Source organism: Roseofilum sp. SBFL, assembly GCF_017746885.1.
In the GTDB taxonomy this organism is placed as follows: domain Bacteria; phylum Cyanobacteriota; class Cyanobacteriia; order Cyanobacteriales; family Desertifilaceae; genus Roseofilum.
On record NZ_JAGHZH010000016.1, the window covers coordinates 1 to 23960 of the forward strand.

Consider the following 23960-nt stretch of genomic DNA (forward strand, 5'->3'; position numbering starts at 1 on the left):
CCACAATCGGTTTCAATCCCTCATAGGGATTTATGTTGGTTTCAACAGTAATCAAAGATTTCCTATCAATGGGAGGAGGGAGTTTCAATCCCTCATAGGGATTTATGTTGGTTTCAACAGGAAAATAGTTAGATGCTTCATCAATAATAATCAGTTTCAATCCCTCATAGGGATTTATGTTGGTTTCAACAATTCTTAGCCTCACGAAGCTTTAACCTTTCAATAAGTTTCAATCCCTCATAGGGATTTATGTTGGTTTCAACGCAAGTGATTAAAATTTTGGCCATTCTCAGGATAAGGATAGTTTCAATCCCTCATAGGGATTTATGTTGGTTTCAACAATAGTCAATGAGTAGCGCTTGCCGCCAAAAGACCGTTTCAATCCCTCATAGGGATTTATGTTGGTTTCAACCGCTGACTTCTGAGACCCTTACTATATTAGGTTTTCAAGGTACATTTCCGACAGACACCTCTAATGATAGATCTCTAGTGGTCAAAATGCAAGTGGAAATCGCTGAAACCCTTGCCCTGTCTCGTCCGACGCTACCTTGAAACGAAAAATCGCTGTAAGGCAAACTGGGTGAGCGATACAGCGATTTTGCACTCAAGGGCGATTTCCACACCCCCCTAGCGTCGGATTTTAGGCGAAAAAGATGGACTCGTCGCGGGGTTGTTCGCCGCCGATGCGTTCTACTTTACCTTGGCAACAACCGCAGAGGAAGTAGAACCGAATACTATCGGTGTCGGGTTTAATGACTTTGCTTAGTCGCTGGCGCAGTTTGGCGTACTGAGTTGCATTGAGATCGCACTCGAAGACCGAATATTGCATCCATTGTCCGTAGGATTTGAGAATCTTGTGGATGCGAGTGCGGCGCTTGTCTTCCGGGATGTCGTAGCTGATGACAATGAACATGGGTGGGGTTATTGCAGGACTAGGGGAGGATATTGTTCGGTTTCGCCCATGAGGTATTTGCCCAGAAGACGGGCTTGAATTTCAAAGGCTTCTTGGTAGGTGCATTTGGTTTTCATGACGGGATGCTTGAAGGAGGCTTGTTTTTTGTCTTTATACAGGCTGAGGAATGTTTTCAGGGCTTCGCGGGTGAGGGCGGTTTCTTTGCTGATGGGTTGTTGGGTGAAGTCGCTGGGACTGAGAACTTCTCGGTTGAGGGCTTCGAGAACCATGCTATCGACGACTAGGGGGCGAAATTCTTCCATGAGGTCGAGGGCTAGAGCGGGACGACCGTAGTGTTTGACGTGGAGATAGCCGAGGTAGGGGTCGAAGCCGACGATGTTGACGGCGCTTTGAATGTCGTGGCGCAGGAGGGCGTAACCGAGGCTGAGTAGGGAGTTTACGGGGTCGGTGGGAGGACGACGGTTGCGGGTGGTGAAGGTGAAGTCTGGGTTTTGGATGAGTTGCTGGAAGCACCGGAAGTAGGCGGCACTTCCGGCTCCTTCGAGTCCGCGGAGGGAGTTGATGCTGTCGGTGGTGGCGATCGCCCCTATAATACGTTTCAACTGTTCGATCTCTTCGCTCAGATCGATGCCCGCCCGTCGCCCTCTGCGCTGTAAAGTAGTGCGGTAGTTTTTCAGTTTTCCCCGCACAAAGGCTTGCACCAGGTGAATGGCTTGGGGGGTATTGCCATCAGCCGCCCATTGATGTTGGCGCAGAAAGATATTTTTCCTCAGTTCCGGTTCTAGAGTTCCTCGATATCTTCCAGTAGAGGTGACCAAGGAAAAGGGAATGCGACGGTTGAGTAATTCTTCAGCTAGGTCAGGGGAAAAGTTGACTGCTCCAAAAGCCACTACTCCGTCAACTTTAATCAGAGGAACGTCGGCAATTTTTTGTTTTTCAACTTTGACATGAATGCGTTCATCTACTTTCCCGATGAAGGCGTTTTCTTGGGTGACATAAAGGGTTCCCATGGTTGTTTCTCCGTGTTATTTATGTTGGTTTGAGATGAGATAGAGATGGGGAGATAGGGGGATAGGGAGATAGGGGGATCGCCTCTTGCCTTCCCCCCTTGGGGGGACACAGGGGGGGTTTGCCTATTCCCTATGCCCTATTAGCTGGCTTCTTGATAGGTTTTGAGTTTTTTGACTGCTTGGGGCAAACAGGCGGCGTAGAGGCTACATCCACGGCATTTGGGACTGTATTTGGGTGGGGGTATATGGTCTCCTGAAAAGAGAGTTTGAATGGCTTGGATGGTGGCGATCGCCCCTTGCCGCAATTTCTCATCAATACGAATGGGATGTCGTTGGTGAGATTGGGCATAATAGACGAAGCCTTGAGTGACTGGAGTGCCGGTCATTTCTTCGAGGCAGAGTGCTTGAGCGCAGACTTGCAGGGCATCGTTTTCATGGTCTCCAAGTTTCCCGCGCTTATACTCAACGGGATAAAGTTGTCCATTTTGGGCTTCAATTAAATCCGATTTGCCAATCAGGTTGTACTGTTCCGATCTGAGCCAAATGGATCGAACTTGCCAGGTGTCATCGCGCATTTCTTGACTGAGGGTGTGGACGCGATCGTGAATGGTTGTCCCTTCAATGGTGTAGGCATTATCTTCAAATTCTCCAGTACAAAACATGCGCCAACATCGATGGGGACAATAGGCGTATTGATTGAGTGCAGAAATGGGAATTTCGGTGTTCATGGTAATGGGTAATTGGTAATTGGTAATTGGCTCTCCCCCATTCCCCCATCCCCCTATCCCCCCACCCGAGCGATCCGTCTTGCCATGCCCATTCCCATGGTGGTTTTGCGTCCAATTCCGCAGTAGAGGGCATAGTTAGCGAGGGTGTTGAGGTGTTTGAGGGTGGTAGGGGTGGCATCGCCGAGAAGTCGGAAGGTAATTTCGCCGATAGAGCCGATAAATTTACTGCGTTTATCGGCAACGATCGCCGTTTCAAGACTGAAAAAACTAGGAAATACGGTGTCTAGAGCCAGTTCGGGAATCTCAATACCGCTATATTTATTCCACCGTTGGCGCAGACTGGCAAATACGCGATCGCCACTGGGCAGTGCGGTATCATATTTGCCTTGGCGGAAAGCGGTAGGCGTGGCGAGGCAGAAGCGAAAGGTGCGATCGCGCTCTGAGGCTTCGTCATAGAGTTGGGCATAAGGACAGGAGTTTGCCCAGGGATGGGTAGACTGGGGAGAGGCGAGGATACTGGTAATTGTCAGATCCGCAGGGCCTAAATGCCAAGGTTTATCGGGGTTGAGATGGAGCCACAGTTGGGTGAGTTCTCCGAAGAGCGCGTCATCGAGCAGGGAGATCCGCCACCAGCAGGCAGTTTCAGCAGGGATGGCGTGTTGATGTTCGCAGCATAGGGTTTTGAAGTGGCGACGGGTTTGCAGGGGGGAGAGGGTGAAGGCTTTGTCGGCTTGGGAGTTGTGGAGGCGATCGCCAAGGGTGCGATCGACGGAGCTAACAAGGTTGAGAAAGAGGGCGTGCAGATGCCGTCCGCTCAGGTATCCGAGGGGAATGGGGGAGAGGGGAACAAGGTTGAGAACAAGGCTGTAGGGCATGTCAATTAAAAATTAAAAATTAGGGGATGAGGGTGTGAATGAGGATGCGTAAGAGCGGTTCTATATCTTCCAGAACGCGATAACTGTCTAACCCTTCCTGGAAGTATTTTTGCTCTCGATCTAAGCGCCCAAACTTCCAGATGAATCCCGTTGTAACCGCACCGATCAAGATCGGCTGGTTGGGTGTCTTTTCCCAGCGATCGAGGGCAATCATTTCCGCCACCAGTTGCGTGAAACCATAGGTTAAATCTTCTTTTTTCGCTTCAATGACTAATAACTGACTTTCGGTTCTCAGCAAATAATCTAGAATCCCTTGCAGTGGGTCAACTTTTAACGGATATTCAATGCGTAACGACGCTTGGGTATACTCAACCAAGTCTAAAACTATGTGGGAAATCAGGACTTCCCGACGGGAGGTTTCGGTGATTAAGCTGACATGGGGTAGAACTCGCTCAATGCGCGATCGCGTTTGTTCCAGAAGATTCAGTTCTCCTGAGTATTGCCGGAGATCTAGGCGCAATCTTTCTAAAGAATAACCAAATTCTTCTGCTAAATCTTGGGGGTCAATGTTTAGGTCAACGATCTGGCTAAAAGTGTAAGATTGATTGGGATCTAGGATTTTCATTTTTTATATACATGCCTTAGAAAATACAAGTGTATTTTTGTGTTTTGTATGAATTTTAATCAAGATTTGTAGACTAGCATATTAATATTTCATTTTTTTAGATTCCAATATAAGCTATCTAAAAAGAAAGCATCTTGATTAAAAGCAATACTCCATGATTGAGACCTCGGTCTACCCCCTGGTTGAATAATTTTTAATTCATAAATCTCAAATAAAGGTGGTAATGCACGACCTAACTTAATAGCTTGTGGATGACTATCTATTATCCATGCGACAAAGTTTTTCCGATTTATGGTTCGTTGAAGTAACCGCGTTGGTATTCGGGGATTAGTTTTGATTTCTAAATCTTTGAAGGTAGTAACCTTGCCAACTTTTCCAGTAATATTTTCTTCTGGAATTTCAAACCATACTTGTCTGGTTTTTTCACTATCATCTATTAATCCAGTTAACTTGAAAAAACTATAAACGCCAAGTAATTCTTGTGGTGATGATTTAATAAGTTTGGCAAATAGCTTTTCTCTTTCTACATCATAAGACCACTCTGATTTTTCTGTTTCAATATTGTCTAAAGTTGCCATAAAAGTTTTTTCTTCTAATTCTTGAAAAATACCACGACGTAATAGAAAAATTAAATTATATCGCTTGACAGGAAAACCTATATCTTCATGTCGATTGTCAATGATTGCTGCTTCAAAACCATTACCTCGAAATGTTAGCAATGGCTTCAAAATAAATTCATCTTCGTATTTGCTTCGCTCTGTTTGTGCTTCAGAGTAATTTTTTCCCGTTAAGTTCTCAATAACTTTAGTGATTTCTTCTTTAATTCGAGGTTGAGTATCTGGTTGAAACATTCCTAATACTAAGTTAGTCGCTTCAATCATTTCTATACAAGCGTGTTTAGCTAAGTAACCTTTAAAATCTTGAGGTTTACGATAAGCTTCTTCAATGAGTTCTCGCAACTTATCTCGTGTAAGAGTAGTATTAAATTGGTTTTTTTCAGCTAAAAAACTATAGACATATCTAGGGACTAATGCCAAAACTTCATTAGGAATAGATAATGATTTATGATGCCTAGCAATACGTCCAAATCGTTGAATAAATTGACTGCTAGTTCGAGCCTCTAAAGTTAGAAAATCTTTTTCAAATTTATTTTTAAAATCCACTCCTACTTCTATAGTTGATGTGCCGACAGTCACTTTTTTAACTAATGCTTCCTGACGCATCGTAGTAGAACTTAAACCATGAACTTCTCCAACCAAGTCAAAATCAAAGGCATTTCTAAAACGTTTGGCTGCACCAATAGCTGCTGCTACCGAATCAAAAATTGCAACGTAACGAGCATCAGAATATTGTTTGTGAAACGATTCAATTTGGTCAAATGATTCATCTAATGCTTGTAATCCTTGCCAACGACTTAATTCGGCAGGGACTAATTTCAGATTGACGGGATGAGCGATAATTCTAGCGTTAGAACTATCTGATGGATGAGACTCAACGACTTCTACCCACAACCCTAATTTGTCGCGAAGCAAATTTACCATTTCTAAGTTGGGAGTTGCTGAAGCAAAAATGAACACTCGTCCAACATTAGAATTAATTGCATTTGAAGCTCCAACAAAATATGCTGTATCTGCTTGTTGTTTGACATTGTAGAGATGAAATTCATCAAAGGCAAACAAACGGTAACTACCCACCAATTCCCAAAGTCTTTGCCGTAAGCTGTGAATTTTAGGATATAGTCCAAACACAACATAAAATAAAATGTCTGGATTAGTTAGTAAAACTGGTTTGTAATTTAACAGAGTTTCCAGCGTCTGACTATGACGTTTTAGTTCTAGATCGATTTGCCATTGATCGAGTGCCTTGCTATCTACTCGGATGACTCTATTACTACCAAATTTTTCATATTCCTCGATTAGAGTTCTTTCCTGATCTGCTAATAGCTCATTCGTAGGATAAACGCCAAACATTGGTTTTCCCGTGTTCATGCTGTAAGCATAAGATGTTAATGTTTTTCCGCTACCTGTGGGAGTAATCAGAAATAAACATAATGTTTGGTTTGATTTGAATGCTTCAGATATTAACTTGTAAGCATTCCACTGATAGTGGTATGGATGCTTACCTGCTAACCATTCATCAGTTTTTACTTGGTCTAATGCAACCGGTAAAATATTAACATTAATCATTTCTTTCTGCCTTTTTTAGGGGTTAGCGATCGCGCAATAAAACTCATATTACCAGGAAGCACTATTTTATCCTCTTCTGCAAATTCAACTAAATAGTGCTTACTATTCTCATATCTAGGATTGGCAATCAGGCGAGTTGGTAGTGTTGATGGGTAAATATCACAGACAACTGGATCGATTGAAATATCCCGCCAATTGAGTAATAACGGTTCTATACGACCTCGCTCTTTAGTAATTCGAGCATCAAAATTACCCTGTTTTTCTTCAACTTTTGCAGCTTTTTGAAATTTCAGACACGCTTTACCCATAAATTTTCCTAAACGAATGTAACCTTTATTGGTTAAGAAATTATCAAGATTAGGAAACTTCTCAAGAGGAGTTGGCTCGGCGATCGCCACATAAAACTCAAAAGTGCTACCTGGCCTAATTACACGAGCAAAACCCCAGTCAGGATAACCAATATTGCGTTCTTTTTTCGGGAAACCATAAGCTTCCTGAATTGTATTCCATTGAATTAGGCGATAGGAGATTTCTAATGGTCGTGCAGGGGTTAAGTAAATTCCCAATTGATTGAGAGGTTCTAAGTCTTGTTGATATTCTGGTTCTTGGCGTTGATGAAAATAGGACGACCTTGCTAATCCCATAGCATAAGACAACGCATAATTATGGATATATGCTCCCGTTTCATAAACTTTTCCTCGCTCAGTAGTGGCGAAGAAAATATAATCCATTGCCTCTAATTTTACTCGGTAAATATCCATATTTCTACTACTTACTAATTGAACGAGCGAAAGTGACAGACTGAGTATTCAGTTGGCGCAGAAATTCTGTCAGAGATGATTCATCTTTACTTAAATTGCGGGTTTGACTCAGTATTACATCAAGACCATCTGTCCAATTAGTCGGTTGACTGTTGCCAAACTTTGCCAAATAGTCACTATTGGTGACAATTTGCAAGCGACCGTTAAAATCTTCTGTAAGATTTTGAATAACTGCTGGAGCGTGTTCATCAAAATTTTTCTTGGACAGAAATACTTTGAGTAAGTCAATATTGGTGTCGCTTTCAAAAGCGTCATAAAAACATTGACTGAACTCTAAATTTGAAAATAATTCCATATCGGAAAAAGCAACGGCCAGAATATGGTTACGCATAAACCCCTGTCGCGATGACTCTTTCCCATAACGAGTTGTCCGCATCAGGTTAATCAGAATGTACACAAACTCATCCATTGTTAAATCTACAGTTGTGACAACCGCAGGAAGAAAGACTTGAGGAGAAGTGTAATCATATTCTGTGATTGTGCTAGAAGTTTGTTTTTTTTCATCAATGACATTAAATTTTAAGCCTTTTTGGATCAAAGCGTAGGGACGAACGCTGAAGCAAGAGTCAGTCATCACGCGACTTCTGCGGGAACCTTCTCCTTCAATTGCAGCGTAACCATAGGTCATGCAATCAGTACAATGCCCGCATAATCCTGCTGTAAGGTAACAGTCATCTTTGCGTTTAGTCTTGTCTTTCTTTTTGGCTTCTTCTCCATATACTACGCGGTCATTAATCATTGCATAAGGAAACACTCCATATTGCCGCATCAAAGCTTTTCCCGTCCGTCGTTCTGGTGCAACCTGTTTCCGTTTAAACATCACCAGTCGATCCATAGGATCAGAATGCGTTAATCCTGCTTGAGTGCGTTCAATATCTTGTTGTTGTCCTCCTTCAGTTGTGAAAATTGCATAGGATTTTGTTTCTCGCAGCATGATAATACTTGCATATTTACCCATTGGTGTTTTCGGAATGCTGCTGACAAAGGATTTGGAATACTCTTGTAAAGAATCAATTTGTGCAATATTGTTGTTAGTCATGGGTCTGTCTCCTAGTAAAATTTGTGAATTCTGGACAATGGCTTAAACAATTTCTGCGATATCGGGATTATTTTTGTCTTTCTGCTTAGTCGCCTTGTATTCTTCCCGTTTTTCGTTGATATGTCTATCTGTGTAATAGTAAATTCCATCAGCCAGACTGTTTTCGAGCTTCAAAAATTCAGCAAATGAACTATCTGCTCTACTCAGAAATACTTCATCAACCACCAGATCGATCAATTCGCTTACCAATTTTCCTAAATCATTACGATAAGGATTAATAAAGCCATCGCCACGTTTAGTTGTTTGTCGTCGTTCCATCGCTTTAAGCACAGTTCCCGAAGCTTGTTGCTTCAATTCAGTAATTGCCTGTGGGGAAGGTTTCGCCCCAGTTAAAGCCATTTGACGCAATTCAGGAATTAAACGAAAAGCAGAACGCATTGCATCTACAACTTCCCGAAAAACTAACTCATAGTTATGTGCTTTTCCTCGTCCATAATCACGATATGGTAAACGAATTTCTAATGATTTTTCAGCAATTTTTGTGACTAAATTCATAAGTTCACCTCCGAAATATTCTAGTAAAATTTCACAAGATTTTGTCAGAACAGGAAACGGAGATTTATCCTCATTCAAACGACCATATTCTTTGTAAAAATGCGCTCCTGCTAATTGATTAACTACCACATCTCCTAATCGTTCAGCAATTTGCTTATCTTTGCTTTGAGACTTAGGACGATGTACGCAACTGGTAATCATCCACAAAGCTGCACATAAATCTAAAGCACGTTCTAAACCATTTTTGTGTCCTGACTCTGTTCCATACAAACTGACTGTATCCGCTCGACTTGCTAATTTAGGATCTTGTTCATTTCCGAGTAATTTGGCAATAATTGCAGGGGGTGAGTCTAGGGTGATAGTCGCTTTCAGTTCGTTAGGATTAGCAACAGGTAAGTAAGGAAGTTCGGTAACATAAACCCGACTGCTAGTAAGACTAAAAATTACTGTTGCAGCGAATGTTGCTTTTGCCCATGCTTCAGTGCGAGTGGGAGGATTTTCATCTCTTTCTCCTACGGAATGTTCCCAAGGAATTAAATAATAGTTTGGTTGAAGCTTTAATTTTGTTTTTTCTTGAATGCTGTCATTGTTTTCATCATCTTCACCCTTAAATTCTAGAGTGCTTTTTGCCATTAATAGTCGTTCGCCCACATATCCCTTTTTTTGAGCAATTCGTTCTGCTTCGCGATTGAAAACATCGATCGCTCTATCGATCCAGTCTGAATCAAGTTTGCTTTGCTCCAACCATATTCTAGGAAAACCCGGTGCTGATTCTCCATAGTCTCGTATTGGTAAAGCAGTAATTTCTCGTAGTGGACGTAACATCCGATCCAAGAATTTTGCATATTCTGGTGTAAAGGAAAATGTCGGCAATACATACAGATGAATACGACGAGAACTATTGTAATCAGCACCGCTACCGCTTGGTAAAGCTAAACCTATCAATTTACGCATAATAAATTCTAAATGACAAATAGGACACCAAGGACGTAAATCATTAGGTACTTTCTTAGCTGGCAAAACCCTATTTGAAAAAACTCGACCAGAATCTCCTAAAATGCCAGTTCTTAATGGTTTTGTATATTGACTTTGACGATTGCAAATAGAGCATATAACCTTTGAATGTCCCTTTTTCTTGGAAAACGCATAAACATCTAGCCCATCTTCATTAACCTTAATTTGGGAGCTAAAGGATAAATTTACTTGTTCGTCAATATAATTTACCAAATCGGGTTGAAAACCAAGTTTATCGACAATAGCTTGCTTTCCTGGCTTAGTGTCAATTTTTTCAAAAGCACTTAGAGTGCGATCGTGAAGAAGCTGTATGACAGTAGCATAATCTAATGATTCAGCCAACCTTTTATCAAAGTCTATTCCTCTAAGAAAATAGTAGCCTGGAACTATAATGTATTTACCGGATCCACCACTAGAAAATAATTTTCGGTCTTCCTGAAGATTTGATTTTATTTCTGATGGAACTTTAAAAGTGTCACAAAACCAATTTACTCGTTCTAAATCTGGTGCTATTCCTTTCATAATCCCATCGACATAAAGCAAATAGCGTCTAACTAAAAACCATCGTTGGTTAAAATCTTTTGATTCATCAAGAGACACATCAAACCTTGGTTCAAAAGAATCTAGCCACCCTTGAGGGGATCTTTTTGAAATATCTTCAATGTCTTGGATAATGGTTTTAGCATCAGGCTTGGATACATTTTGGGTTGTTTCCAAAATGATTTGTAGTAGATTTTTAATTGTTGAAAATGTATAAACATAATCTTGAAAGTCATACTGTTTTTCTCGTAGTCCTTCTTTCGCTGCTGACTTAACTATTTCTGGTGAGGGTTGTAAACTATTTAAAACATCAAAAACTACTTTCTTTATTAAATTTTTCCTGTAAAAAACATCGATCTTTTTTTCTCCAATATATAAGGTTCCTGTTGAAAAATAGGCTATATCTTGAAAACCTAGTTCTTGACATAAATGATTTTTTACAGCAGTATGTATTGAATTTGTCAAGACTCCTCTAATATCTTTTAATTCGTGACTATAAAGTTTGTATTTTGTCCTAAATTCTGGAGCCAAATCTTTCAAATAGTTTTCTAATGAAAAAACCAAGTCAGATGGTGATGTAACCGATGCAATAGTATCAGCAATTCTGACTAAAATCCAAAGCAAGTTACCATTCTCATCATTTGAAAGCAATAAATCTCCATGATGTGTACTTCTTTTACTAACATTTCCAGATCGCATCAAATGTGCGTCTACTTCACCAGCAAAATCAACTAAATTAAGATTTTCATATTCTTTCTCTAGTCTTTCTAGAGGAATCGAAAATTCGGAATTGCCGATTTTTTGAAAGTCGTTAAACTTATGGATATCGTGAATACTATACAAAGCTAGAGCTTTACGAATACTTGAATGATTTAAGCCGTAACAGCATATTTTTTCAGATTCAATAAACTTAAGAATCTCAAATAAACCAAAAGCTCCATTAAGAATATGTCCGAGCATTGATTGTTCAGCTAAATGGGGATAATCTGGCCCTCCTTTCGCCAGGAGCAGATGATAATTTTTGTGATACATAGCTGGAATAACGATATCTATGTAATCTTGAATAGTCTTTTCTAGTTCTAATTGTCTCATATTCATCACTTATTGGTTATCACACTAACTATTGTACAAGCTACTGGAAGAGCCTTTTTCCTACTGGATTAGCCGATATTCGTACTGATTCTTTTCCACATGACGCTTATCGAACTGATACCCGCGTTTCTTCAAGGTATGCATGGTGGCTGAAAATCGATGGCTGATTTTCTCTACCAGTTCTTCGGTGGAGTGCCAGTTGCCGTCAGACATTAGATGCAAGAGACGTTCTCCTAGCGTTGCCTTCATTGCTCTTTCCCTCAAGTTCGGGATATTTTCAATTACAATTAGCAGTATGGCATAAAAATCACAAAAGTGCAAATATAAATTTAGATGGCTCGGAAAAAAGAAACGATTACACTGTCAATCCCGCCAGGAACGAAGGCAAAGCTGGAGGCGATCGCAGCTCGTCTGGAAATTCTCTGGGGAAGCAAACCCAGTATCTCCGGTTTACTGGTGGCGATCGCCGAACAAGCACCAGAAACCCAAAAGCTCTTTACCCTCAACAGCAGTCAAGTCCAGGCATTGCGTCAAGCGCTCAATCTCCTTGATGATGAGGGCTACATTGGAGAAGCTCGGACAATTCTGGATCTGTTGCTCAAACATGGAAATCTAACCCCACCCCTAAGACAATCCTTTGAGCAACTAGACAAACAACTGAGTCAAGCATGGCGTATTCGGGTCGATCGCTATATCGATCGCCAACAACCCTTTCGCCTGTGGTACGAAAATGCTCAAAACAGCAGGCTCATCTTTACTGTGCGACATGCTCAAGTCTCCTTTCATGAAAAGCGCTCCTACCTGGAGATTTGGTGCGATGAGACCGAAGATCTGATCAATACAGAGTTCCCCGAACTGATCCACAATCGTTGTTTGCGTTTCAATCGTATTCAGTCTATTGAAGATACTCCAGGATATTGGCAGCCGGAAGGTTTGCAAACCCTAGAAGTGTACTTGCACTTTTACAGGGGAATGGTCAGAGCCTATGAACCCAAAGGAGATGAAATCCAAGATCTAACTATTGGAGAGGTAAGACAGGTTGTGCGGCAAGTATCCAATCCCTTCTGGTTATTGCGGGAAGTGCGGCGCTATGGTGAAGACTGTGAGATTATCGCACCGCAGAAATTGCGCGATCGCTATATCGACGAACTGCGAAAGCAATGTCAGCGATATGGGATGGAGATGCCAGAACGGGAGTAGGGATAGGCGCGATCGAAAAGGCGATCGCGCCTGACTTCAACTGGGAGCAAATTGGTATGCCATACCAGCAGGGAGCTTAATATTCTCAGTATCAAGCTGATAATACGAACCCCGCAAGCGAACATTGCGAATCAAACTCACTGGAGGCATATTAATCACATCATAGCCAATCACTTGATGGGAAAACATCACATCCAAAGGATTGAGTGCATCGCGATAAACAAACTCTTGTTCCGAAGCTGAAGCTTTCACCTCTTGCACACTCGTACAGGTGACTTCTGCCTTACTGAGCCATTTCCCCAAACGAATCCACTTCGGAAAACGAATCTTTTGGGGGGCGATCGCAAAGCACTCAAATTTACTCTCTGGGGCAACCTCCTTATTGCGTCCAAAACTGGGCCAATTTTTCGCTGTTTTTTCCATCTCCACATGATAGTGATTATTAGCATATTTCCAAGTCGTTAGAACAGTTTGATAATGCACTGCCCTAGCAGGAGTCACATAAATTCCCTGTTGATTCAAAGGGGTAAGATGTTCCTCATATTGGGGGACTTGATTGCGGCAAAAGTAGCGATAAGACTCGGTTTCATTAACCGTTGTTGCATATTGAGAATTATCCACCAATCCCAAAGCATAACAAAGGGCATAATTGTGAATAATCGGTTCAGTTTCATACAGTCTTCCAATTTCACGAGTAGCGAAATAGAGACTATCATGAAGTTCCAGTTGTAGGTGATAAATAAAAGCCATAGTTGTTGTTCTATCAAATCTGGAAAATAAGTGATGGTAAGTCATTGCGAATGGAACGCAGTGGAATGAAGCAATCTCTACAATCTTGCTAATCTTGGTGTTAGCGAAGCTTGCGCGTTTCCGCTTCGCGGACATGAAAGCGCGAATGCTTCCCTGCGGTCGCAATGACAACGGTTTAAACGGATTTGATATTATTTGGCAGTAGCAGGTTTCTTCGGTTGTTTAATATGAGCTGAAGCATAGGTTTTTGCTTCACCATCTGCGGTTGTCAACAACTCTTTCAACTTCTCTTCATTACCGATTATCTCCTTGACTTCAGTTAACAAGGGGACAAAGGTATCGCCAATATAATCCTGATGTACCAGATATTCATCTCTCATCAAATCCACCATGGTAGTTTGCGCTGCTTCAATGACATCATCTTCATTCAAGGGGTCATATCCTCCCAGTTTATCCCCTTGTTTCAAAATATCATAAATGGCTTGAGTCCAGCGCAGATTGCTGGTAATTTCTCCATCGGCAAAAACCACACCAATACAGTGATTCCGAACCCGTCCCGTGCGAGTGGTTTGCGCTCCATAATGGCGGGTGCGTAAAATGTTGTTGAAGACATAGAGAAAACCGGCTTCTGTAGGATCTTTTAGGGTGACGATACTAGGGAAAAAGACTTGAGGTTTAATGTGATCTTGTTGGTTGATTCGACTGGTAATTTTTCCAACTTCACTCTTATTTTCTCCCTTAGAAGCCATGGTTCCGTTTTCAAAGGGAGCGTTTAGAGTAAAAGATTCATGAGATTCGGCAAAATCTGTGATAGAAAAGGCCGTATCAACCACAACTTTTGATTTCTCTGAACCAGAATCTCCGATCGCAAATCCATAGATAATACAATCCGGGTTATCCATAGCAAATTTAACATTGTATTCGCACTCCTCAGCCGTCATCAATCCGTAGTTCCGCAGCAGTTCCCGTCCCACCAAACGCTCTGGGGTAGACTGTTTGCGCTTAAACATGGCGAGGCGACTAATCGGAGTTTTGTCTTGAATCCCGGCACGGACTCGTGATTTATTTAACTCGCCATCCGTTTGAAAGAGAGGATAGGATTCAGTCACGCGGAGGGTGAGGAAGTGGGCATATTTTCCCATGGGTTTATAGGGAATCGCATCATGGAAAAATTTAGCATCGACAGTGGTTAGAAAAGACATGGTTTTGGTCTCCTAAATATAGTGAAAATGGGTCGGTTTGGGCGGGTTTGGGCGGGTTTGCAATACCATTTCTCTATGATGTCCGCTTAACAAGGGGCTTAAGCCCCTTGCCTCCCCAAGATCGATGAGTAGCCATCTTAAATAGAAATGGTGAAAAGGTTTCTTTTGGATCTCAAAGTCGATCGTAAAACCCGCCCCTACGAGGACTCTTTGTTTTCCTGATAGTGTTGATTTTCTTGGTCATCTTCGAGACGATAAAGGAATTCGCAGGTATCGCGAATCAAGTTAATTTGTCGTCCCGCTAAACGGGCGCGATCGCCAGAAAAAGATTTCTCGAAAACTTCCACAACAAAATATTGGGCAAACTCCAATATTTTCTGTCGTTCTTCTTCTCTATTCTTGAAAACCCAACGCCCTTCAGCCGTGGAATTATGCACCCGATCCATCAGTTTACAAATCTCAGCCGCAACAGCAGCAACGAGAGTTTCTCCTTGGAAAACAGTAGATTCAGCTTTGAGAATGGTATCAGAAGCAATATCAATGGGTTTCAAAACTGCGTTGGCTTTGGGATTGTATCGCTTACTGGCGCGATAAAATTGGCGATAGAGTTCGGTCAGTTTTTTGGGATGGTTTAAGGGAGATTCTTCAGACACAATTAACTCCTGATTTTCATAGGTACAATAGGGATCGAAACAGGGATAAAAGGCATAGGCATAGAGACGGACTTTTTTCAGGGGAATATTCTCTATACTTTGACGGCGTATCCAGACATTGAGGGCACTAAAAACCGTCAGAGGACTGGTTTGTAAATCTCGCGCCAGCTCCGAGAGTTTGCCCCAATTAGCATCATATTTTCCTTTGCCTTGTTTGGCGTTAACATCGAGGTGAATGGCATAGGCAGCAGTGAGGACTTTAAGCGGTGCAGGATAAAGTTTGGTGCCGTGCTTTTCTTTCCAGCCTTCGAGGATATAGTCGAGGCGAAAATAATCGGCTTGAACTAAGGATTGGAAGGCTTGGGGGGCGCTATCGAGAAAAACAGTTTGCTCGAATTCTGCGCCATCTTTGAATGGGGGAATGGGAGATTCAGAAACAACGGTTTTCACATCTAAAATTAGGGGAAAGGCGAAGGCTAACCAAGTCGGCATTACCCAGGATTCGGTATCGGTTGGATCTCGCCCTGGAGGGAGTGCCATAAAGTAGAACGTGAGAGGCTGATTTTCGGGATACGAGAGCTTGAAGGTGCGGTCAAATTTGCGGTTGGGATCGTCTTCGGGTAAGGCTTTTTTCGTTGCTAAATCTTCTTCCATGAGAAAAACATCGGCGCTTTGATAGTTGTCCCGGCTAAAATCGGCTTGTAAGTCATCGTTGATAAAATGGTTACGCAGGCTCGTATTAAACCGAGTTTGAGCAATATTTCGGTAAGCTTGATGGAGAAACTGGTTGGTTTCTGGGGTGAAGTAGTAGGTGGGATAGAAGTAGAGATAGCGATATTTGCCATCCTCAAAGCGTTTGCCAACGGCTTGGGTTTGATTCATCAAAATTTGCCGTAGCATCATCTCTGTGCCCGAAATACTGGAGATATTGCGCTTGGCATTAGAGCCGCCTAACATCTGTTTATTGGTGTAGACTTGGGGCGTGAATAAAACGGCTGATTCCATTTGTTCGCTGACGCTATAGGGGGAATGGGAAATGGAGCAAATGAGCTGTTTTCCCCGTCCTGGTTTTTTCGCCAGTTGGTAATGTTCTAATTCTTTGAAAAAGATGTCAGCTTTTGCCAATTCTTGCGGTTGATTATCGGGTAACATCACCACTTGTTCCACCCATAAGCGCACATCCTCCCAACCATCGGCTAAGGAATATTGCTCTAAAATGGGATTAATCAGTTCGGCAATATGGGCAATCAGAGCTTCACAGGTTTCGCGCACGTCTTCGATACCGGGATGATGTTGGAGATATTTAGCTGCAAGAAAGTACCATTCATAGGGAAGACCTCCGGTATTTCCTTTGAGTTTTAAGGCTTTTAAGCTCTGATTAATCTGCTGAATTTCGCGAATTTGGGGTAAGTATTGTTCCAGTTGCCAAAATTTGGCGACTTCATGCACTAAATCGAGATTGGGTAATGGGGGTAATGTCTTATCTTTTTTGCGAGCGGCTTCAATTTTGTGGACTTGCTCTCCCCAAATCTTGCGGGTGAGCGCATCTCCGAATTCCGCGAGGCGATCGCATCTGATATCATCGCTGAAGCTAAAGTCATAATCGGCTGAGAGTACCTGTTTTTGCTGAAACTTAACTAGGTTCTCGCTGCGGCTTTTGGCAACAGAAGGCTTTTTATCGTGTAAAATCCGCAAGGTTGCCTGTAATGCGACTTGCATTAAGCCCACAATATCGAAAAACTGTTCGTAATAATCAGCATATTTCATGCCTTTACCATCGCGACTAAATCCCGTTTGTCGCAGAACTAATTGATTTCGACATAAGGCTTTAATTTTGTCTACGACTCGGTTAGGTAAGTTTTCCCTGGAAATGGGGGGAGCATCTCGACGAGCGAGGTAAATTACGCCTGTGGGAAGATAGAGTAAGGGTTTGTAATAGTTACCCTCTCCCCCAACCCCGTCTTCCGTGGGAGAGGGGGCATTTAGAGAAGTATGAGCTTCCATTAAGGCGTTATTGACGACATTGGTTAGCACGCCTCGGTTTTCAGAAATGCTGTGATAGGTAAATTTTAGTTGTCCGTCGCTGAGGCTATGAATGAGTTGTTGCAGGCGCGGAGTTTCTGCATCTTGGGGATGTTTGATAATGGAGGAAAGGGAGTCAGCTAAACAGGCAAGTTCGGCTAGGCAAATGAGAGTGCGATCGCGTAAACTCGGATTAAGCCCAAATTCGGAAAAATTCCAGTTCGTTCCCCATCGCTTCTGAGCATTATAGGCAACACAAAGTAAATCATCAATATAGTCTTGATAACCCTGGGGATTTTCAGGATCTAAAAAGCGATCTAATCCCAATTGGACGATTTTCTGGGCAATGATTTTCCGATGCTCTTCCTTTTGCAGATTCCGGCAATCTTCCGGCACATCGGCAAATTTCTCAAAGTCGTGAAGAATAAAGCCAGCAATAAGTAAGCGGCGTTCTGGCTCATCAATTTGCTGGCGCACGGTGGTATTCAGTTTTTGCAGTTCTCGCTCGACTAAGTTGGCTGGGAATAAGCCGTTGAGTAGATGGGTGTTTAAGGATTGATCGGCGGCATTGCGGCGATTATACCCTTCTTCGCGCTCTTCATCTAGGCGATCGAAATATTTGCCACCTTTTGCTGTAACTCCAATGGTATATGTGAGTAAATTGGGAAGCACATACTCGACAAAATTAGCCATAATGCGATCGCCTGGATTTTCTGCGGTAATGGCTTGCTTGAGTAGCTTCAGCGTCAGCATTTCAGCCGGTTGTGAGGCAATTTCGCGAGTTGTTTTGTCTAAGCCGAGATCGATTTCTTCTGAATCCCATCCCTCTTCTAGATCTTCCTCTGTTTCAGGTTCAGAGACAGTATCAAATAAGGATAGTTGTTGTGTTTTTGAGTCGGATTTACGTTTTTTAGCCACAATCGTCCTCTAGGGTATCTAAATATTGAATAATTTGTCTTTGATACTAGGGATATTCCTGTAGAGCGAGTTGAATACACTCGTGGATTTTTACCTGATCTATTTCATCGTACATATGAACTAATCGATTTCTTAAGCTACCGGATGGCGCTAATATTTTCGCTAACTCTGGAGTAAGAATGCCGCAGCGACTCATTTCAATAAACGTATCAAAATTTTTCTCTGGTTGGGGTAAGTTGAGAGTCTTGAGCAAATATCGATTAACATCGATCGCGACTTGAAAGGAAAGCTGTAATAATCGTTCGACAGTAAATTGCCCCTGAGTGTCATCTAGATAATCTTGCAATGAAATTAATGCAAAAGAATCAAGCTCTCTCAGATAACGATTCAAGAATTTCATTTTCCCTAACACAATGGGTTTGATTTCTGTCATACTCCCCTCCTTTGCAAATCTAGCTCAATCTCTTGCTGAATTTGACGGCACATCTCCTTTAATTCTGCATCAGTCATCAGATGATGGCGCTGGAATTTTTCAAACTCTCCTGGGGTTTGCTCATAAATGACTTTTCCATCTCGTGCCACATAATGAGCAATTAAGCGAGAACAGCTATTGAGTTCGACAATATCTATATTATCGTCGTTTAATCCAAAGATTTCTCCAAGAATGTGAAAGGCTTCTAACCATCTCCAGGCATTTTGTTTTAGGATGGGTTCTCTGAGTTCTTCATCGTAGAGGATGGCAAAATCCCAATCACTATTTTCTTGATTGTCTCCCCTGGCGCGAGAACCAAACAAAACCAGTATTTTGAGATAAGGGATTTTCGCTAATACTTGCTCTGATTTTTCAGTCAATCTTTGGATGATAGAAAGTTGTGAGGATTGCATTTTAAGATATACCGAATTACTTAGAACGGCTTTGATCGGACTTCAGAAGGAAGAGAATTAGGTTTTTAATTGCTTCAGATAAATTGGCTCTTTCCGAAGAAAGAAATTGACACTTAACCAGCCATGCAAATTTTGCTTTTGGGGGTGAAGATGACATACGCCTAAACTTACTGTCGCAAGCTACCCAAATTTTTCTCTTCCTTCTGAGTAGATCATCATTGGGAAAATATAGATAATCTACGCACGGAAGCTATCGGATATGCTAATTTTTCAACATCCGGTATTCGTATTCATTATGTCCAATCTTCCGTGTTTCGATAGAGTAGCCTTTTTTACGTGCTTCGTGAATAGTATGTCCAAAGCGCCAGCTTACTTTGTCAACAAGTTCATCACTGGAGTGCCACAGATAATCGCACAGCACCCCAAGCAGTTTCTTGAGATTGGTCATTTTTTTCATATTTCTCCTTTAGTAGTAAGGGTTTCAAGTATCTTCTCTTTCAACTTACCGATTGCGATAGCTCTCGTCAAGAAAATCATGGCATTAAGCTCTTAGACTTATTCAACAGTTTTTAGCTTATGACCTATTCAACATCATGAGCCGGATTGGGATGTGATAACCTTGGAATCTGGGGAGCGCTGGTGAATTATCCACCTCTAAATCCCTATCAGGGATTGAAATGAATAAGTCTAGGCTTATTGCCGTAAGCTCCCTACTAATCCCTATTAGGGATTGAAACTCTAAACTATCCACTCTTCATCTCCTTTGCTCTTTAAGGTGTACGCGAGAGTATCGATCAGCAGTGCCGATTGTCCGAAGGCAATAGAATAAGGTGCGCTAGGATCGAGCAGACTGTTGGCATCGCTGATGGGATAAATCTGGAAATGCATCGGTAACCGTAGGCGCGATCGCACTTCACCCACTGGAAACCGCAACACATAGCTCACCAACCCCTGACGCTTCAGACGCTTATTAATGCCATCGATCCAAGGATTTTCCGGTTGCCAAACTTCCAAACCCACCAATACCTGAACCTTCCATGCATCTGCCACCGGTTGCAGTTCTGCGGGATAAATAAACCGCCAGTTGAGGCGCTCTTCTCGATAAGCGTGCAGTTTCATAAATCCCAAGCAATACTGAAATTGTCCCTTGGGAATCACGGTATTCAGGCGATCGCCAGTTTCCCGAAGCGAATACATAAACGCCTTCTCCGTCATCACTTCCACATCCAAATTTCCCAAAATCCCCGGTAACTTATAGGTTTTGAACCGATCTGCCTCATGGGTTTCCGTCAGATCGTATAAACCGTATTGCAAGCTACTCGAACCCCGGAAACTTGCCGCATCTTCTAAAATTGGATTTCCTATCTTATTTCCCGATAGCTCTTGCCATTCTCTTCCCCATTTTTTACTTAAACCATATAACTTGACTAGACGAGTCTTGAAAATCCCTTCTGATATCGATTCAAAGGCTTCCGCACTCTCTTTGTAAACGGCTTTAATCGTCTTATGATGCTTCAACTGACTGCACAAAACCATCGACTGCACCGCTCCCCACCGGGGATAGTAACCGTGAAAATCATTAATTTCGCGATAGTATGTCGTAATCTGATTGTGGAAAAAGGGGCGATCGCAACGGCTTCCTAGTTCTAAGGGTGCAGTTTCTCCACTAAACAGGCGTTCAACCAAAAACTGGGGAACCAAAGCATAAGCCGTGAAGCCATCAAACGGGATATATTTTCCCTCCCGATGGTAGCCCTCATGTCGTCCCAATCGTCCTAATCGCTGAATAAAATTACCCCCATCTGCCGCTTCAAAGAATAGGAAGTTAATCTTAAAGTCAACCCCCACATCAATGGTGCTGGTTCCAATCACCAAATCTGCCGAGAGAGACTGAGCTTTAACTTGTTTTCCGGATAATCCGGTATTTTCGCCAACCTCTAAGCCATAGGGAGAGAGTAAGTTACTAAAAAATGGAGTGAGTCGCTTGACTGCGGCAATAGAATTCAGAATAATTGCGCCTTTACTGCCTGGCTTTTCCTGAAACTGTTTGACCATCAACTCGCTGTTGTCTTTTAGCCACTGTTCTGAAGAATTCCCTGATGATTCCAACGGGATGAAGTTTAGCACTATTTCTCCTGTAACTCTGCGCCAATCTTGTTCTGACAAGGCTTGCGCTTCCTCTGGAGTCTCTGGAAATTGATACTTCTGCTCGTCGATTGGATTGATTTCACAGCAACGAAATCCAGCATCTTTTAATTTTTCTTTGAACTCTGAATTCGGTGTAGCGGAGAGAAATAAAAACTTTTTACGCCGGTTGGTACAGCGAATTAAAAGCAGAGTATTGATGACGCTGGCAATTTGGGGAGCGGCAAAGACATGGAATTCATCAAAGATAAATAAGTCAAAGTTTTTATCGAGTCTTTGCCATAATCGATCGGGACTGTCTTTCGGGGTGAGATATGCGCCTCGATGGAGATAGTGAAAGATATCTGGGTTGGTTAAAATAATATCAGATTGCATGATGCGAGTGGCGATCGCCCCAGCTTTCTTCAAACCCTCTTGTTCGGCATACATTTCTAACTCTGCCCCACTTAACCGCACCACCCGCAGATCGTTGCGCGGTTGGAATGTGGCGATATAGTCTTGAACTTGCTTCTCTTGATCTCGCGCTAATTCATTGGTGGGGTAAAGGGCGATACAATATTCTTTACTTTGCAAACTGGATAAATAAGCGGCTAAACTCTTGCCATCTCCGGTCATTGCCGTATTAAACACCACATCAATGTCCGGATTTTGTAGCGCTTTCCACGTCTCCAATTGATGCCAAGATAATCGCCATTTTTCTGGGAGTTTAATCTTGTCAATTGATTCGGTTGCTGGACAAGAATAAACAGATTTTAGGGTAATGGCATACTCATTCATGGGTTAATTGCCTTGAGTAAAAATAGTTTTTTCATCGCTTCTTCACTCATCACACTCACTATTCTACAAGTCACTGGAAAAGGACTTTTCCTAGGCGCGATCGCCTAACGTTTCCTTAATTTCCCTATTTTTGTGTCCGTAACTGCTTGATATCTCCCATAATAGTTCTGAAAATAGAGAAAATCAACAACTACACCAAAAAAGTGTCCGTATAAATATGAGTCGTAAAGGTCAATCCATAACTCTATCCGTATCCGAACGAGATAAAGCCCATTTAGAGGAACTAGCGAGAGAATTCGGCATGACATGGGGAGAAAAGCCGAATATCTCCAAATTAATTACGGCGATCGCCCGGCAACAACTCCGCATCGCTCCCAATAACGACTGGTTACCAGAGCGGATCGCACTGCTCAACCGCGTTAGAAATCTGCTAGTCGATCATGGAGAAGTCACAGAAGCCAAGGAAATTGCCCAAATATTGTGCGATCGCGGCGAACTCTCGCTTCCCCTAAGACAAGAAATCGAAGCCTTTCTCAACACTCCCATTCCCGCATGGAGAGAACAAATTGAAACCTTCATCCATCGTCAACAACCCTTCCGCCTCTCGTACCGAGATGCCGCCGATCGCCTGTTTCATTACACAGTTCTTTATGCTCGCATTATCCCCATTGAAAAACGAGAATATCTGCTCTGTCGTTGCCAAGAAACGGAAGGGAATTACGATATCAAAGAACTCTGCCACAATTGGAGCCTGCTGCTAGAGCGCATCCAAGAAGCAGCCGTAGTTTCTGTTAACCAAAAATGGCAACCCGACTTAGAATACATCACCGTAGAATTGCGCCTATCTGGAGGATTAGCCTTTGGATACCGCAGCAAACCCGGCGATCGATTTGTTGGTAATCTGGAAGGCGATCCCCCCACTCGACAAGTAATCCGCCAAATCTATAGTAGCTTCTGGTTCATGCGCGATATTCGCCCCTACGGGAAAAACTGCGAGATTATCGCACCGCAGAATCTGCGCGATCGCTATATTCAAGAACTCCTCCAGCAATGTCAGCAATATGGCATCAGTATCCCAGAAGAGGGCGATCGCTCCTAATCCTCTCAAACCTTCTTGACATTATTAAATATCGAACTCTAGGTTTGATACAATCAACCCATTTAGTCTTTCAACGGGAGATAAACCAGTTATGACACTCTTCGGTAACCTGATCTGGTTGATTTTTGGTGGCTTCATCTCTGGATTGGGCTATATTATCGGTGGTCTGGGTATGTGTATCACCATTATCGGAATTCCGTTCGGTTTACAAACCATGAAAATTGGTTTTGCCACCTTTACCCCATTTGGTAAAGAGATCGAAGTGAGTCCCGGTGCATCTGGCGTAATTCCTATGATCTTGAATATCATTTGGGTGGTTTGCTTTGGTTGGGAAATTGCCCTTTCTCACCTCCTCCATGGGGCGCTTTTATTTATTACCATTATTGGTATTCCTTTTGCTCAACAGCACTTTAAGTTAATTCCTTTAGCCTTGTTTCCCTTCGGACGGGAACTTCATTAGCTGGGGTGCTTCTAAGAAAATACCGAAGCCAACCCCCCGATCGCCTAAGAGTAGACGGTTACAATTCTGGAACAGTCTATTCGTGTTTCCGCTTGTTTTTTTTCCAGAATTGGATTATAACAGCTAAGAGGTAGCCAATAGTATCCGGGTAATCCCAGATGAATTTAGGAGACAGTTAGCTAAAGCAGCGAACGGAGATTTGACCTGATGAATGTGAGTTTTGTTCTTTTGACCTTTTCAACCCTGATGGCTGCCGTGTTTAATCCTCTGGTATCCGATCGCGTTTTATCCAACCAGTCGAAAATGTCCTTACTAGAGCAGCTTGAGCAAGATCAAGTGCAGTGTAATGTGTTTGTGGTTGAAGGAGATCGCCTACAAAGAGTGTGTCAACTTCGCTAGGTTATGGTTTGAGGTACTCTAGCAATAGGTACTCTAGCAATAGAAAATGTCC

21 protein-coding genes and 1 CRISPR repeat array are annotated in these 23960 nt (G+C 42.4%); of the genes, 4 read left to right on the forward strand and 17 right to left on the reverse strand.

Features of this window, described 5'->3' with window-relative positions; all coding sequences use genetic code 11:
* Nucleotides 1–8: 8 nt before the first annotated feature.
* Nucleotides 9–412: direct repeats of the CRISPR family, unit length 38 nt; unit sequence AGTTTCAATCCCTCATAGGGATTTATGTTGGTTTCAAC.
* 228 nt (nt 413–640) lie between these two features.
* The 10 genes from cas2 to J7545_RS01210 all read right to left on the reverse strand — a co-directional run bounded on the left by cas2 (nt 641) and on the right by J7545_RS01210 (nt 11647).
* Nucleotides 641–913 (reverse strand): CRISPR-associated endonuclease Cas2, encoded by a 273-nt coding sequence (cas2, locus tag J7545_RS01165; RefSeq protein ID WP_318701805.1) that lies wholly within the window; start codon nt 911–913, stop codon nt 641–643.
* Between the two features lie 8 nt (nt 914–921).
* Entirely contained in the window at nt 922–1923 is a 1002-nt protein-coding gene (gene cas1d, locus J7545_RS01170; RefSeq protein ID WP_318701804.1) for a type I-D CRISPR-associated endonuclease Cas1d, read from the reverse strand.
* 140 nt (nt 1924–2063) lie between these two features.
* Complete coding sequence (gene cas4 / locus J7545_RS01175) at nt 2064–2651, reverse strand: CRISPR-associated protein Cas4 (RefSeq protein WP_318701803.1); 588 nt, start codon at nt 2649–2651, stop codon at nt 2064–2066.
* Nucleotides 2652–2704: 53 nt separating this feature from the next.
* The gene (gene cas6, locus J7545_RS01180; RefSeq protein WP_318701802.1) at nt 2705–3526 is read right to left on the reverse strand and encodes a CRISPR-associated endoribonuclease Cas6; all 822 of its coding nucleotides are present in this window, start codon (nt 3524–3526) and stop codon (nt 2705–2707) included.
* A gap of 19 nt (nt 3527–3545) precedes the next feature.
* Nucleotides 3546–4151, reverse strand: a complete 606-nt coding sequence (locus J7545_RS01185) for a hypothetical protein (protein WP_318701801.1) — start codon at nt 4149–4151, stop codon at nt 3546–3548.
* 89 nt (nt 4152–4240) lie between these two features.
* On the reverse strand, nt 4241–6337 hold the full coding sequence (cas3, locus tag J7545_RS01190) for a type I-D CRISPR-associated helicase Cas3' (protein ID WP_318719013.1): 2097 nt from the start codon (nt 6335–6337) through the stop codon (nt 4241–4243).
* A complete protein-coding gene (cas5d, locus tag J7545_RS01195; RefSeq protein ID WP_318701799.1) occupies nt 6334–7098 on the reverse strand; it encodes a type I-D CRISPR-associated protein Cas5/Csc1 in 765 nt (254 codons plus the stop codon). Before cas5d (J7545_RS01195) ends, cas3 (J7545_RS01190) begins: the two co-directional genes overlap by 4 nt.
* Before the next feature lie 7 nt (nt 7099–7105).
* The gene (gene cas7d, locus J7545_RS01200) at nt 7106–8197 is read right to left on the reverse strand and encodes a type I-D CRISPR-associated protein Cas7/Csc2 (RefSeq protein ID WP_318701798.1); all 1092 of its coding nucleotides are present in this window, start codon (nt 8195–8197) and stop codon (nt 7106–7108) included.
* A 42-nt stretch (nt 8198–8239) separates the two neighbouring features.
* Nucleotides 8240–11404: a type I-D CRISPR-associated protein Cas10d/Csc3 gene (gene cas10d / locus J7545_RS01205; protein WP_318719014.1), complete on the reverse strand. Its 3165-nt coding sequence runs from the start codon at nt 11402–11404 to the stop codon at nt 8240–8242.
* Nucleotides 11405–11458: 54 nt separating this feature from the next.
* Complete coding sequence (locus J7545_RS01210; RefSeq protein ID WP_318701796.1) at nt 11459–11647, reverse strand: hypothetical protein; 189 nt, start codon at nt 11645–11647, stop codon at nt 11459–11461.
* Nucleotides 11648–11731: 84 nt separating this feature from the next.
* Here J7545_RS01210 and J7545_RS01215 point away from each other — a divergent pair, with 84 nt between their 5' ends.
* On the forward strand, nt 11732–12598 hold the full coding sequence (locus J7545_RS01215) for a helix-turn-helix transcriptional regulator (RefSeq protein ID WP_318701795.1): 867 nt from the start codon (nt 11732–11734) through the stop codon (nt 12596–12598).
* A gap of 36 nt (nt 12599–12634) precedes the next feature.
* Here J7545_RS01215 and cas5d (J7545_RS01220) read toward each other — a convergent pair whose 3' ends face one another.
* The 7 genes from cas5d (J7545_RS01220) to cas3 (J7545_RS01250) form a co-directional block, all read right to left on the reverse strand.
* A complete protein-coding gene (gene cas5d / locus J7545_RS01220) occupies nt 12635–13348 on the reverse strand; it encodes a type I-D CRISPR-associated protein Cas5/Csc1 (RefSeq protein WP_318701794.1) in 714 nt (237 codons plus the stop codon).
* A 191-nt stretch (nt 13349–13539) separates the two neighbouring features.
* Nucleotides 13540–14550, reverse strand: a complete 1011-nt coding sequence (cas7d, locus tag J7545_RS01225; RefSeq protein ID WP_318701793.1) for a type I-D CRISPR-associated protein Cas7/Csc2 — start codon at nt 14548–14550, stop codon at nt 13540–13542.
* A gap of 197 nt (nt 14551–14747) precedes the next feature.
* Nucleotides 14748–18143 (reverse strand): type I-D CRISPR-associated protein Cas10d/Csc3, encoded by a 3396-nt coding sequence (gene cas10d / locus J7545_RS01230; RefSeq protein WP_318701792.1) that lies wholly within the window; start codon nt 18141–18143, stop codon nt 14748–14750.
* 46 nt (nt 18144–18189) lie between these two features.
* Nucleotides 18190–18576, reverse strand: a complete 387-nt coding sequence (gene hepT / locus J7545_RS01235; protein WP_318719015.1) for a type VII toxin-antitoxin system HepT family RNase toxin — start codon at nt 18574–18576, stop codon at nt 18190–18192.
* The gene (gene mntA, locus J7545_RS01240) at nt 18573–19028 is read right to left on the reverse strand and encodes a type VII toxin-antitoxin system MntA family adenylyltransferase antitoxin (protein ID WP_318719016.1); all 456 of its coding nucleotides are present in this window, start codon (nt 19026–19028) and stop codon (nt 18573–18575) included. Before mntA ends, hepT begins: the two co-directional genes overlap by 4 nt.
* Nucleotides 19029–19290: 262 nt before the next feature.
* Nucleotides 19291–19485 carry a hypothetical protein gene (locus J7545_RS01245; protein ID WP_318701789.1) on the reverse strand — a complete coding sequence of 65 codons (195 nt, stop codon included), beginning with the start codon at nt 19483–19485 and terminating at the stop codon, nt 19291–19293.
* A 281-nt stretch (nt 19486–19766) separates the two neighbouring features.
* On the reverse strand, nt 19767–21950 hold the full coding sequence (gene cas3, locus J7545_RS01250) for a type I-D CRISPR-associated helicase Cas3' (RefSeq protein ID WP_318719017.1): 2184 nt from the start codon (nt 21948–21950) through the stop codon (nt 19767–19769).
* Nucleotides 21951–22167: 217 nt separating this feature from the next.
* Here cas3 (J7545_RS01250) and J7545_RS01255 point away from each other — a divergent pair, with 217 nt between their 5' ends.
* The 3 genes from J7545_RS01255 (at nt 22168) to J7545_RS01265 (ending at nt 23908) form a co-directional block, all read left to right on the forward strand.
* Entirely contained in the window at nt 22168–23049 is an 882-nt protein-coding gene (locus J7545_RS01255) for a WYL domain-containing protein (RefSeq protein ID WP_318701787.1), read from the forward strand.
* 91 nt (nt 23050–23140) lie between these two features.
* Complete coding sequence (locus tag J7545_RS01260) at nt 23141–23509, forward strand: YccF domain-containing protein (protein ID WP_318701786.1); 369 nt, start codon at nt 23141–23143, stop codon at nt 23507–23509.
* A 207-nt stretch (nt 23510–23716) separates the two neighbouring features.
* Nucleotides 23717–23908: a hypothetical protein gene (locus J7545_RS01265; RefSeq protein WP_318719018.1), complete on the forward strand. Its 192-nt coding sequence runs from the start codon at nt 23717–23719 to the stop codon at nt 23906–23908.
* The last annotated feature ends 52 nt before the right edge of the window (nt 23909–23960 follow it).